The 10,855-nt window shown below is 58.5% G+C and carries 16 protein-coding genes and 1 pseudogene; all 17 read left to right on the top strand.

Going from position 1 to position 10,855, the window contains the following annotated elements; all coding sequences use genetic code 11:
- A partial coding sequence (locus tag FEM54_RS13670) for a receptor L domain-containing protein (RefSeq protein ID WP_205894402.1) occupies positions 1 to 830 on the top strand: 830 nt, incomplete at its 5' end.
- 436 nt (positions 831 to 1,266) lie between these two features.
- Positions 1,267 to 1,746 (top strand): STY4534 family ICE replication protein, encoded by a 480-nt coding sequence (locus FEM54_RS13665; protein WP_138451404.1) that lies wholly within the window; start codon positions 1,267 to 1,269, stop codon positions 1,744 to 1,746.
- A 51-nt stretch (positions 1,747 to 1,797) separates the two neighbouring features.
- Positions 1,798 to 2,097 carry a hypothetical protein gene (locus tag FEM54_RS13660; protein ID WP_138451402.1) on the top strand — a complete coding sequence of 100 codons (300 nt, stop codon included), beginning with the start codon at positions 1,798 to 1,800 and terminating at the stop codon, positions 2,095 to 2,097.
- 108 nt (positions 2,098 to 2,205) lie between these two features.
- Positions 2,206 to 2,715 carry a PFGI-1 class ICE element type IV pilus protein PilL2 gene (gene pilL2 / locus FEM54_RS13655; RefSeq protein WP_138451400.1) on the top strand — a complete coding sequence of 170 codons (510 nt, stop codon included), beginning with the start codon at positions 2,206 to 2,208 and terminating at the stop codon, positions 2,713 to 2,715.
- On the top strand, positions 2,712 to 3,311 hold the full coding sequence (locus tag FEM54_RS13650) for a hypothetical protein (RefSeq protein ID WP_138451398.1): 600 nt from the start codon (positions 2,712 to 2,714) through the stop codon (positions 3,309 to 3,311). The genes pilL2 and FEM54_RS13650 overlap by 4 nt, the downstream gene beginning before the upstream one ends.
- Positions 3,312 to 3,320: 9 nt before the next feature.
- Positions 3,321 to 4,031, top strand: coding sequence for a TIGR03759 family integrating conjugative element protein (locus FEM54_RS13645; protein ID WP_138451396.1), 711 nt, complete (start codon positions 3,321 to 3,323; stop codon positions 4,029 to 4,031).
- A 17-nt stretch (positions 4,032 to 4,048) separates the two neighbouring features.
- Entirely contained in the window at positions 4,049 to 4,573 is a 525-nt protein-coding gene (locus FEM54_RS13640; protein WP_477749732.1) for a transglycosylase SLT domain-containing protein, read from the top strand.
- Positions 4,570 to 4,977 (top strand): integrating conjugative element protein, encoded by a 408-nt coding sequence (locus FEM54_RS13635; protein ID WP_138451391.1) that lies wholly within the window; start codon positions 4,570 to 4,572, stop codon positions 4,975 to 4,977. The genes FEM54_RS13640 and FEM54_RS13635 overlap by 4 nt, the downstream gene beginning before the upstream one ends.
- A 1-nt stretch (position 4,978) precedes the next feature.
- A complete protein-coding gene (gene traD, locus FEM54_RS13630) occupies positions 4,979 to 7,066 on the top strand; it encodes a type IV conjugative transfer system coupling protein TraD (RefSeq protein WP_138451389.1) in 2,088 nt (695 codons plus the stop codon).
- On the top strand, positions 7,063 to 7,779 hold the full coding sequence (locus FEM54_RS13625; RefSeq protein WP_138451387.1) for a TIGR03747 family integrating conjugative element membrane protein: 717 nt from the start codon (positions 7,063 to 7,065) through the stop codon (positions 7,777 to 7,779). The genes traD and FEM54_RS13625 overlap by 4 nt, the downstream gene beginning before the upstream one ends.
- 90 nt (positions 7,780 to 7,869) lie before the next feature.
- Complete coding sequence (locus FEM54_RS13620) at positions 7,870 to 8,196, top strand: integrative conjugative element protein, RAQPRD family (RefSeq protein ID WP_138451385.1); 327 nt, start codon at positions 7,870 to 7,872, stop codon at positions 8,194 to 8,196.
- Complete coding sequence (locus FEM54_RS13615) at positions 8,193 to 8,426, top strand: TIGR03758 family integrating conjugative element protein (protein ID WP_138451383.1); 234 nt, start codon at positions 8,193 to 8,195, stop codon at positions 8,424 to 8,426. Before FEM54_RS13620 ends, FEM54_RS13615 begins: the two co-directional genes overlap by 4 nt.
- 16 nt (positions 8,427 to 8,442) lie before the next feature.
- A complete protein-coding gene (locus FEM54_RS13610; RefSeq protein WP_138451381.1) occupies positions 8,443 to 8,784 on the top strand; it encodes a TIGR03745 family integrating conjugative element membrane protein in 342 nt (113 codons plus the stop codon).
- Between the two features lie 9 nt (positions 8,785 to 8,793).
- Complete coding sequence (locus tag FEM54_RS13605; RefSeq protein ID WP_138451379.1) at positions 8,794 to 9,192, top strand: TIGR03750 family conjugal transfer protein; 399 nt, start codon at positions 8,794 to 8,796, stop codon at positions 9,190 to 9,192.
- Positions 9,189 to 9,842: a PFL_4703 family integrating conjugative element protein gene (locus tag FEM54_RS13600; RefSeq protein ID WP_138451377.1), complete on the top strand. Its 654-nt coding sequence runs from the start codon at positions 9,189 to 9,191 to the stop codon at positions 9,840 to 9,842. The genes FEM54_RS13605 and FEM54_RS13600 overlap by 4 nt, the downstream gene beginning before the upstream one ends.
- Positions 9,839 to 10,657: a TIGR03749 family integrating conjugative element protein gene (locus FEM54_RS13595; RefSeq protein WP_138451375.1), complete on the top strand. Its 819-nt coding sequence runs from the start codon at positions 9,839 to 9,841 to the stop codon at positions 10,655 to 10,657. Before FEM54_RS13600 ends, FEM54_RS13595 begins: the two co-directional genes overlap by 4 nt.
- Positions 10,647 to 10,855: pseudogene (locus FEM54_RS13590) on the top strand (TIGR03752 family integrating conjugative element protein); the annotation flags it as partial. The gene FEM54_RS13595 and the pseudogene FEM54_RS13590, both read left to right, overlap by 11 nt.

The raw sequence follows: 10,855 nt of genomic DNA, 5'->3' as shown, positions 1-10,855 counted from the left end.
GTGTCTCCAGTGCGTCCATCATTTTGCCTTACCTCAGAAAGGTCACGGGCAATATCGTGCTGAACAACACGAAGGCCAGCTTGCTGTCATTTCCAGCGCTTGAAACAGTGGGCGGCTCAGTCGAAATAGCCGATAACGCAAAACTTTTAGCCCTTTGGATGCCGTCACTGACTGCAGCGGACGGATCGCTCGCCATCACGCGTAATCCTCAGCTCGGTGCGTCGCAGCCCGCTGGAGATGCAGAGCACGTCATCTCGGTGGACCTGCCCGCTCTGCAACGTATAGGCGGCGACTTCACCCTGGAGCTCAACACGCAGTTAAAGTCACTGACGCTTTATAAACTGCAAGAGGTAGGACGAGGGCTGCGGATCGTGTCCAATACTGCGATGTGGCAAATAGTAATGACTGGCCTGGGCTCCGTTGGACTGGCTTGTCGGAACCATGATGATTTCTGTGGTGACCTTTCTATTCATAACAACAGTCGACTTGTGGGTTTATTTCTTCCAGCGCTCGCCACCCTTCAGTACGATTTCAGGGTAAGTGGCAACTCGGCTCTGGTGACTCTGCAGGAGCGTATAAAAAGCGTTTCTGGCTTGTATGCGCAAGATAATAAGAGTCTCTGTGAGCGCATGACCCTTGACCCAATCTTATCGCGTATGTGGAAACTCGGCCGTTTCCCCGATAAGGTCTCAATTCAAAGGAACAGTACCCAGGACGGCTGCGCTACTCGGTGTCCGAATGAGTCGGCAGGCGTGTGCCACATCCTTGAGGACAAAACATCGCATCGAAGTTCCACCGAGACGCGCCAACCCGGCGACGGAGTATTATAGATTCATGGCCTCACGCTAAAACTTAACCAGGCCTAAAAACTGATTTAAGTTATGACTCGTGCACAAGCTACTGATGATTCTTTTGACTGGTAGCTGTAGAAAATCTCGCCTTCAACACATATGCATAAAAAGTCGGACTGACGATAGATCCACTTTAAGAACGACGACAATCGCACGACCAGCTCATGCTACGCCCATGTGCGCTGACGTTTGTTAGCAACATGCCCAGGTAGCCCCGGTCTTCAAGGCTACGCCGCCGCTCCTGCGGCGCTGACCTCGCCAGTTCGCTCACTGCGTCCCCCGCGCGAACGCTCATCGCTCCTTGATGATGGATGCCCTCTCCTATCCAGATCTCACGATCCACAACCCCAACGGGACTCACCTCCCTTCAGGGGTCGGTGTGTCTCGTTTTTTGCTCATCCTCTGGAGGCACGAAATGACCACTGAAACCACTCAACCCAGTTACTTCGACCTGCATATCACCGGCCTGGGTTATCTCAACCGCATTCGGGAAATCACCCCGAAAAAAGGCCAACCCTTTCTCGCTTGCGATATCGCCGCGTTGACGGGCCCTAGCACCGATGTGGACTACTGCCGTTTCGACGTGCGGGTGTCGGGTGCCGAGGCTCAGGATCTGATTCGTCGTTGCGCTGAGGCCGTGGCGGCTGAACGCAAAGTATTGATCGGTTTTCGCCTGGGCGATTTATGGGCGGATGTTTTCACTTATGCCAAAGGCAAGCGTGCGGGCCAGCAGGGTGTGAGCCTTAAGGCCCGTTTGTTGTTTGTCAGCTGGATCAAGATCGATGGCGTCGAGGTTTACAAAGCCGAACCCAAGGTTCGCGAAGAAGCCGCCGAACAGCCTTCGGACGCCAGCGCCGATACCCCTCTACCAGACGCCACTCGTGCGTCTTTTTGATCCTCAATCCCTTTATTAGCAGAGCCTGAAGTAGCTCTCGGGAGGTTTGTCATGTCTTTACTCAATACTGTGCAAGACGATCCTACGCTGTCGTTTGGCATCGTCGGTATGACCGCAGGCGTCGAGGCGCTGGTGCGCAGCGGTCAATTGGAACCCTTGGAGTATTTGTTCCGGCACCTTCATGGTGACTGGGGTGATATCAGCGAAGAAGATCGCCAGACCAACGCTGACGCGCTGATCCACGGCAATCGGATTCTCTCTTCGTACCAAATATCGGATGAGATCCGTTTGTGGATCATCAACGAAGCAGATCGCAGCATCACCACGCTTCTGTTGCCGGAAGAATATTGATGCGCATAGTGCTCACCAGACGGCCTCTTCGGAGGCCGTTTTGTTGCACGGGTAATCAGGGCGGCGGCGACTACGGTTTGTGAGCAAACGTACTACTGCATCTTGCGCATGCTGGGCTTAGTTTTCTCTGACTGGGTTCATACCATGACGCGTAGCCTTGCCATGGCGATATCGATACTGCTGATCAGCGGTTGTATGCCACCGGTGGCTGAACGACTGGAAGCTCCTGGCAGCGTTGTGGAGCGGGCGCCAGCCGCTACCCCCGTCATTCGTTCTGGTCGCTACACCTTGATTGAAATTCGGCCGGAACCGACTCAGCAGGCGCTGCTGGAGCAGGTGATAGATATTACGCTGCCGTCCGGCTGGAACCTGACGGTTGGCGATGCGCTGCGTTATGTGCTGCGCGTGTCCGGCTTTCGACTGGGAGATCAGTGCCCTCAATCGGCCGTGCTGTATGAATTGCCGTTGCCGGCGGCTCACCATCGATTGGGGCCGATACGCCTACAGGATGGGTTGAAAACATTGATCGGGCCGGCCTGGACCGTGCAGGCCGACCACGGCAAACGCCGTATCTGTTTTGCGCCCGTCGCCGATATTCCGCTAGGACGATTGTCATGAGCCTCGCGATCAATAAATGGCATCTGCTTGGCGCAGTGGCTGTCGTTTGGGGCTTGGCGATGAGTGCAGCGCTCATCATCCAACATGCTGCTTCGAACCGGTTTGCGTCGCAAGCCGAAGTCCAGACTTTGCAGAAGCGCCTGAGTCAGTTGGAAATCCCCTCCGTTCAGCCTCCAACTGCCAGTCCTGATGATGTCGCAGCACTTCGAAAAGACCTTAAGGCGAAAGTCACAACCATTGCTCAAGCCCTGGAAGATCGTGTGCCCATGCAAGCGTTGCGGGATCTGGAACAACGCATAGAGCGCCTGGAGGACCTGCCGCTCGCCCCTGTCTCCACACTGGCTGAGCCCAAACCTCAACCAGCCTCTAAGCAACGCCCCCGTGCTGCAATCCCTCCACCGTTCCAGATTATTGGAGTGGAGTTGCGGGGCGCTGAACGCTTTCTAGCAGTCACGCCACACAACGCCCTGTCGCTGGAGCAAACGAAGCTCCTGCGAGTCGGCGATACCCATGAGCGCTGGACCTTGGAAGCACTGGAGCCCTCCACGGCAGCTTTCCGTATCAATGGCGTTATCCGACGCCTGCCGGTGCCTTAGGGGGTATGCATGCCACGGTTATTGATCGTAGCGTTGCTGGTCGCGCTAACCGCCGACGCGGAGGTTCAAAGCGTCCGGGCAATCGACAGCTCAAACCAGCCATCACGCTTTGTCCCGTTAAGCGAAACGCAACTGGCGCAAGCCTGGCAGCTCAGTGTTGAGGAGTGGGACCGCTACCGTCAGTTGATGCAGGGCCCACTCGGTATCTACTCGCCCAACCTTGACCCGCTGAGCGCCCTGGGTATCGAGGCCCGTTCGACCGAGGAGCGCCAACGCTATGCCCTGTTGCAAGTGCAGACTGAAGCGACGCGAGTCGAAAAACTGCTGGCCTATCAGCGTGCTTACGACGATGCCTGGGCGCAGCAATTCCCCGGGCAACTGCGGATAAACCTGTCTGAGGTAGAGATGCCGCCGCTCGTCTCGCCGCTTCAAGCGGCAGAACGCCTGGCGGTATTTGTCAGGGCAGACTGCCGCCGTTGCGAACAACAGGTGCAGCGGCTGCAAGCCACCAACAGCGCGTTTGACGTGTATGTGGTGGACAGCCAGCAGGATGACCACCGGATTCGCCAATGGGCCCTGGAAGCGGGTATTGATGCGAGTAAAGTCCGTGACCGACGTATCACGCTCAATCATGACAACGGCCGCTGGCAGTCGCTGGGCGTTGCTGGCGAATTACCCGCCATTGTTCACCGGGTGGATAGTCAATGGGTACGTCAGTGAGGCTGAGCCAATTGGTAATGTGCATGCTGGTGAGCGGCTGGACACTTGCAGTTAAAGCCTTGCCACCGGCTTATCAAACTGCCGCACACGTGGTTGGGGTTCCCGCCGAGGTGTTGTATGCCATCGCCTTGCAGGAAAGCGGTATCTCCCTGCGAGGCACGACTGTCCCTTGGCCCTGGACCCTCAATATCGCCGGTGCCCCACATTACTATCCAACCCGCGCCCAGGCCTGCATTGCGCTGCAATCCTCGCTACAAAACACTGCGCCAACACGCATCGATGCAGGGCTTGCACAACTCAACCTGGGCTATCAGCAGCATCACTATCAACGCCCTTGCGATTTGCTGGATCCGTATCGCAACCTGGCTATCGCCGCCTCAATCCTGCGAGACCAGTACCGCCCAGGAGAAAGCTGGCTTGCGGCGGCGGGCCGCTATCACCGCCCCGCGGGCGGAGAAATCGCAGAGCGTTACCGCGCCCGCGTCAGCCGACACCTAGCGAAGCTGACCGATGAAACATCCGAGAGGAGTGCCGCACGATGATTGACACGAAAGTGCTGCTGTTACTGGTGCCAACCCTGTGCGGCCTCACCTGGGCGGAAGAACCCGCCCCATTTAGCGAAGCGGACATGCTACCAGTACGTTCTGCCCTACTCAGCCCCGGCGACGTCGACCACCGCACCCTGGATGCGCCAGGTCTTCCCCCACTGTTTCTGATTGGTGACGACCCGCGCTCTCAAGCATGGCTGCAACGACTGTATCCGACATTGCATGAACTGAATGCCGTAGGGCTGGTAGTCAATGTCGACTCACCCACCGCCCTCGACCAGCTACGCAAGTTGGCGCCGGAGCTGATCCTATCGCCCGTCTCTGCCGATGACCTGGCACAACGGCTCAACCTCCAACACTATCCGGTCTTGATCACTGCAGAAGCGATCGAGCAATAACATGGCCCAGCGTCATCCGGTTGAAGTGCTGCTACGACCCGCCGTGGAGCTCTACAGCGTGGCCGCGTGCAGTGCGGCCGCAGCGCTTAGCCTCATCGCCCCGTGGTCACTGGCACTAAGCCCAACCCTGGGCGCCGCAGCGGCACTGGCTTTTGCCACCTTGGGCAGCGTGCGTTTCAGGCAAGCTCAGGTGGTACTGCGCTATCGCCGTCAGTTGCGACGGCTACCGCGCTATGTGATGACCAGCCGAGACATTCCAGTGAGCCATTCGCGCCTGTTTCTTGGTCGTGGTTTTCGCTGGGACCAGCGCCACACCCATCGCCTGCTGCAAACCTACCGGCCGGAGTTTCGTCGATATGTTGAGCCCGCCGCGTTGTATAAACTCGCAAGGCAGTTGGAGTCGCGGCTCGAACATGCACCCTTCCCCCTGAATCTGCTGCGCCGGCTGACAAGCTGGGACAGCCCACTCAATCCAATCCGGCCACTTCCGCCTCTGGGCGGACTGCCACGCTTGCATGGCGTAGCGCTGCATGAAGTGGATGTAACCCTGCCGCTGGCCGAACGGGTTGGCCACACCTTGGTACTGGGCACCACGCGCGTGGGCAAAACCCGGCTCGCCGAATTGCTGATCACTCAGGATATTCGCCGTGGTGAGGTCTGTATCGTCTTTGACCCCAAGGGCGACGCCGAACTGCTTAAACGCCTGTACATTGAAGCCAAGCGCGCAGGCCGACTGGGGGAGTTTTACATCTTCCACCTGGGCCATCCTGAAATCTCGGCACGCTATAACGCGATCGGCCGCTTTGGACGTATCACCGAAGTCGCATCACGCATCGCCGGGCAACTATCCGGCGAAGGTAACTCGGCCGCGTTTCGTGAGTTTGCCTGGCGCTTCGTCAATATCATCGCTCGCGCCCTAGTGGAGCTGGGACAGCGGCCGGACTATCTGCTGATTCAGCGGCATGTGATCAATATCGATGCGTTGTTTATCGAGTACGCCGCTCAGTTTTTTACCAAGCACGAACCCAAGGCCTGGGACGCGATCGTACAATTGGAAGCACGGTTGAACGAGAAAAACACCCCGCGCCATATGCTCGGGCGCGAACGGCGGGTGGTGGCGATCGAGCAATATCTGTCCCAAGCGCGGCTGTATGATCCGGTGATGGACGGCCTGCGCTCTGCCGTACGTTACGACCGCACCTACTTCGATAAGATCGTCGCCTCACTGCTGCCACTGCTGGAAAAACTCACCACCGGCAATATCGCGCAGTTACTCGCACCGGACTATGCGGACTTCAAGGACTCTCGTCCGATCTTCGACTGGATGCAGATCATCCGCAAACGCGCGGTGGTGTATGTGGGGCTGGATGCCTTGTCCGACCCGGAAGTCGCGGCGGCAGTGGGTAACTCGATGTTTTCCGACCTGGTCTCGGTGGCCGGGCACCTCTACAAATTTGGCGTGGACGATGGCCTGCCCGGCGCGTCGGCCAACAGCAAAATTCCGATCAATGTACATGCTGATGAATTCAGTGAGCTGATGGGCGATGAGTTTATTCCCATGGTCAACAAGGGCGGTGGTGCGGGGATTCAGGTCACCGCTTATACCCAGACCTTGAGTGATATCGAGGCGCGTATTGGCAACCGCGCCAAGGCCGGCCAGGTGGTGGGTAACTTCAATAACCTGGTGATGCTGCGGGTGCGAGAGACTGCCACCGCGGAGTTGCTGACCAAGCAGTTGCCCAAAGTTGATGTGTACAGCACCCAGGTCATGAGTGGCACCACCGACAGCTCTGACCCCCAGGGCCAAACCGCTTTTACCTCGACAACCCACGATCGCATCACCACCACCAGCGTGCCGTTGATCGAACCTGCCCATGTGGTGGCGCTGCCCAAGGGGCAGGCATTTGCGCTGCTGGAGGGCGGTCAGCTGTGGAAGATTCGCATGCCATTGCCGGTGCCTGATCCCGATGAACGGATGCCGGAGGACCTTCAGGTCATGACCGAGGCTATGCGCCAACGCTACGCACCGGCGAATGATTGGTGGGTGGCTCAAACGGGGCCTGCCCTCGACGTGCCGCTGCCACTATGAATCCACCCGATCAGCGCCCAGCGGCGACGCCGAAAAGCCTGCTATGGCGGCTCGCAATGATGCCGTTCCATGCGTTGGGTGTGCTGCTGGGCTCGCTGCTGCTAAGTATTGTGATCGAATGCGTGAGCATGACCTTTTTCTGGCCGCAACAAGGGTGGCGGCACGCCCAGGATATGCTGACGTTTGAAGTCAATCAGCTTTCCGAGCGATTTACCCGCAGCGTGGTCATTTCCAATCCAGGGCAAGCAGGCGCGCGTTGGGTTGCCTTCGGGTACCGGCATTTACTGATCGATACCGGACTGATCGAGCGGAAGCGTGTTGTACGCCCGCAAACCAGAGATATCCGCTATTACCTGTTACGGCTCTCTGATTACCTCAACAACTACCTGATTGCTTCGGTTTTTACGGTGTTGGTATTTGGGGTGCGCTTGATCGTGCTGTACCTAAGCCTGCCCTTTGGGGTGATCGCGCTGCTGGTTGGCCTGATCGACGGATTGGTACGCAGGGATCTTCGACGTTTCGGCGCAGGGCGGGAGTCGGGGTTTATTTATCATCGCGCCAAAGCATGCCTGCTGCCTCTGGCGGGTCTACCCTGGGCGGCTTACCTGGCATCGCCTATCAGCATCAGCCCCTTGCTGCTGATCCTCCCCACGACCGCGCTGCTGGCGATCATGACCAGCATCACCATCGCCAACTTCAAAAAGCACCTGTAGACGCCAATCCGGTGGGGGCTCATTTCCCATTGCCCCTGCTAAACGGTTGCCTCGCCATGCACCATTCGCCCACACGTTTGCGGGAACAGCATGATGGTTAATCTATATGCATTAGTCGTTTGGGCAGTGGCTCTGCTACTCGCGCCCCTCACCGCCCTCTCGGCGGATGACTTACAGCGTACCCAACTGGCTTTGGCCCTGCGCCAGCTCGACGCCATTGAGCGCATGGCGCAATCCAGCAGCGCGCAAGCGCGGGTCATGCCCGTGCGTTACCACTTCGACTACCAACGTCTGCAGCAGGATATCCAACGTGTGCGTCAGGGGATCCAGGACTACCTGACTCCGGCGCGTGCTCAGCCGCGTGATTCTGTGGCGTTAATCGGTGACTACCGCGATCAGCAGGATCCTGCCCCATGAGCTCTGCACAACTCACGGCCTTCCAGGCTGGCGCAGGCTTCTCGCCCTCGGACCTGGCTTGGTTACTACTTGCGGGGCTGTTTGCCCTGTTGTTGCTGTGGAGCGCCTGGGCGCTCAACACCTCCTACGCCGGCTGGGCCGAACAACGCCTGAGCCAACGCCAGTTCTTCGCCGTTGCAGTGCGGGTATTCGCCCTGTACCTGGCGCTAACGTTTTTTCTGCTGTCGTGAGCAAAGGAGGCAGTCCATGCGCCCCCTAAGTCGTCCTCAGTTCGGCATTATCTGTATTGCAGTGCTGCTGCCGCAGGCGCTCTGGGCCAAATTGCCGACCATGGAAGATCCCTCGCGCGGTCAGGGCGAAGGGATCATTGAAACCATGCAGAACTACGCCTACGACATCGTGATGTTGATCGCCTTGCTGGTGGTCGCCTCAATGTTTGTCGGCGTGTGCTACCACGCTTATACGCGCTACTCGGAGATCCATTCCGGGCGATCCACCTGGGGCCAGTTCGGCTTGTCGGTGGCCGTTGGCGCGCTGTTGCTGGTGGTCGGCATCTGGTTGCTCACCACCGCCACCGGTGTCTTGTGAGGCCCGCTTATGCAATCCCTCAGCGTCAATGAAAACGAAGGCGCCGTGCTTTTTCTGCCCCATCGTTTAAACCGGCAACCGGTGGTTGTACGCGGCCTTACCGCAGATGAGCTTTGGCTGTGTACGGGGCTGTGTGCCGCGACGGGGTTGGTCAGCGGCATTCCGTTGGCGTGGTTGCTAGGCAGCGTTGCAATGGTCCCGTCGATGATCATGCTCTGCATCGCATTGGGCATCTTTATTGGCGGGGGCGTGCTGCGCCGCCATAAGCGCGGGCGCCCAGACACTTGGCTATACCGACAACTGCAATGGTCTCTGGCGCAGCGTTGGCCAAGTCTGCAGCACCTGCTTGGCGACGAGGCGCTGATCACCCGCAGCGGCTACTGGACGGTGCGCCGAGGTGAGCAATGAGTCAGTTCAAAAATGAAGTCGTGCACTTGCAGGCCCATGTCAAAACACTGAGGGTTGGCTGCACGGCACTGGTTATGATTGCCTTTATGCTCGGCGTGGGCTGGTGGCAAGCGCCACGGGACCTGACGATCCATATCCCGCCTGACCTGCGTGCTGGCAGCTCGCGCCCCTGGTGGCAAGTTCCGCCGGAGTCGGTGTACGCCTTCACGTTCTATATCTTCCAGCAACTGAACCGTTGGCCCACCGATGGCGAAGTGGATTACCTGCGCAATGTGCAGGCGTTAACCGCTTATTTGACGCCCGGTTGCCGGACTTTTTTGCTGGCGGACTATGAGTCGCGACGCAGCACGGGCGAATTACGCCAACGGGTGCGGGGGCTGTATGAGATTCCCGGGCGCGGTTATGGCGACGATCCACTCAGCCGAGTCAAAACCCGCTCGAATCAGGACTGGGTTGTGACCCTGGATCTGAGCGTGGATGAGTATTACGGCAGCGAGCAGATCAAACGGGCGCTGGTACGCTATCCCATCAAGGTGCTGCGCCTTGATATCGACCCGGAACGCAATCCGTTTGGCTTGGCGCTGGATTGTTATGACGGTGCGCCACAGCGGCTCGCGCCGTCCTCCGTGACTCAGGGGGACGCGCCATGAAATGCGGCTGGCTGTTCGGGCTGCTGTTTGTCGCACTACCAACCAGCTTTGCCCTCGAAATCATGCCCTGGGCGCGTCTGCCGCTTAATGTGCCGCTGCAGGTGGGCGCTGAACGTATCGTGTTTGTGGAGCGCAATGTACGGGTGGGCGTGCCCGCATCACTCAGCAATCGTCTGCGCGTGCAGAGCGCGGCTGGCGCAGTGTATTTGCGCGCCACTGCGCCAATTGAACCCAGCCGTTTGCAACTGCAGGATGCCGACAGCGGAGAGCTGATCCTGCTGGATGTGTTTACCGTCGAGAACGATGACAACGTGCTGGAGCCGATCAGGATTGTCGAAAGCATTCCCTCAGCGTCCGAATCAGTTGAGCGCGCCGAGCCAGTTGCAACACCCATTCCCGTCGTGCTGACCCGCTATGCGGCGCAGAATCTCTATGCACCGTTGCGAGCCCTTGAGGCGCTCCCGGGTGTGCGGCAGATCACTGTGCAGCCAGACCTGCCGCTGGAAACACTTCTGCCAAGCCTTCCACTGCGTGCTAAAGCATTGGCCAGTTGGCGCTTAGAAGAGTACCGAGTCACCGCCATTCGCCTGACCAATACCGCCGATCAGTGGCTCACGTTGGACCCACGGCAACTGCAAGGCAATCTGATCAGCGCGACCTTTCAACATCACGACCTTGGCCCCAAGGGCGACTCATCCGATACCACCACGCTGTACCTGGTGACCCGCGGCCATGACCTGAAGCAAGCGTTGCCACCAGCGATCAGCCCGATTGATGCGGCGCTCAACCTTCCAGGGCCTGACGATGAACAGTAATGGCCTGCTCAAATGGCTGATGCTTTTGATGATCGCCTTGGTGGTCATCGTTGTGATCAAGCTGCGCAGCGGCAATGACACCCCCGCCGCGCCGGCAGAACGTGGCACAGCATTGACCGTAGAAGAAATGAAAGCGTTGGGCATTGAAGGCGATACGCCGCGAGACACCGTGGCCACATTGGTCGGTCAGGTCAAACA

Source organism: Pseudomonas edaphica (genome assembly GCF_005863185.1).
In the GTDB taxonomy this organism is placed as follows: Bacteria; Pseudomonadota; Gammaproteobacteria; order Pseudomonadales; family Pseudomonadaceae; genus Aquipseudomonas; species Aquipseudomonas edaphica.
The sequence above is the reverse complement of the archived record's forward strand: the minus strand, read 5'-3'. Positions and strand labels throughout refer to the sequence as shown.

What these genes read in the sequence shown, in the direction of transcription:
- FEM54_RS13640 (WP_477749732.1), top strand. Translation starts at nt 4,049, where the DNA reads ATGTGCATGCTGGTGAGCGGCTGGACACTTGCAGTTAAAGCCTTGCCA.
- pilL2 (WP_138451400.1), top strand. Translation starts at nt 2,206, where the DNA reads ATGCTGGGCTTAGTTTTCTCTGACTGGGTTCATACCATGACGCGTAGC.
- traD (WP_138451389.1), top strand. Translation starts at nt 4,979, where the DNA reads ATGGCCCAGCGTCATCCGGTTGAAGTGCTGCTACGACCCGCCGTGGAG.
- FEM54_RS13605 (WP_138451379.1), top strand. Translation starts at nt 8,794, where the DNA reads ATGCAATCCCTCAGCGTCAATGAAAACGAAGGCGCCGTGCTTTTTCTG.
- FEM54_RS13660 (WP_138451402.1), top strand. Translation starts at nt 1,798, where the DNA reads ATGTCTTTACTCAATACTGTGCAAGACGATCCTACGCTGTCGTTTGGC.
- FEM54_RS13600 (WP_138451377.1), top strand. Translation starts at nt 9,189, where the DNA reads ATGAGTCAGTTCAAAAATGAAGTCGTGCACTTGCAGGCCCATGTCAAA.
- FEM54_RS13645 (WP_138451396.1), top strand. Translation starts at nt 3,321, where the DNA reads ATGCCACGGTTATTGATCGTAGCGTTGCTGGTCGCGCTAACCGCCGAC.
- FEM54_RS13650 (WP_138451398.1), top strand. Translation starts at nt 2,712, where the DNA reads ATGAGCCTCGCGATCAATAAATGGCATCTGCTTGGCGCAGTGGCTGTC.
- FEM54_RS13635 (WP_138451391.1), top strand. Translation starts at nt 4,570, where the DNA reads ATGATTGACACGAAAGTGCTGCTGTTACTGGTGCCAACCCTGTGCGGC.
- FEM54_RS13595 (WP_138451375.1), top strand. Translation starts at nt 9,839, where the DNA reads ATGAAATGCGGCTGGCTGTTCGGGCTGCTGTTTGTCGCACTACCAACC.
- FEM54_RS13610 (WP_138451381.1), top strand. Translation starts at nt 8,443, where the DNA reads ATGCGCCCCCTAAGTCGTCCTCAGTTCGGCATTATCTGTATTGCAGTG.
- FEM54_RS13665 (WP_138451404.1), top strand. Translation starts at nt 1,267, where the DNA reads ATGACCACTGAAACCACTCAACCCAGTTACTTCGACCTGCATATCACC.
- FEM54_RS13620 (WP_138451385.1), top strand. Translation starts at nt 7,870, where the DNA reads ATGATGGTTAATCTATATGCATTAGTCGTTTGGGCAGTGGCTCTGCTA.
- FEM54_RS13615 (WP_138451383.1), top strand. Translation starts at nt 8,193, where the DNA reads ATGAGCTCTGCACAACTCACGGCCTTCCAGGCTGGCGCAGGCTTCTCG.
- FEM54_RS13625 (WP_138451387.1), top strand. Translation starts at nt 7,063, where the DNA reads ATGAATCCACCCGATCAGCGCCCAGCGGCGACGCCGAAAAGCCTGCTA.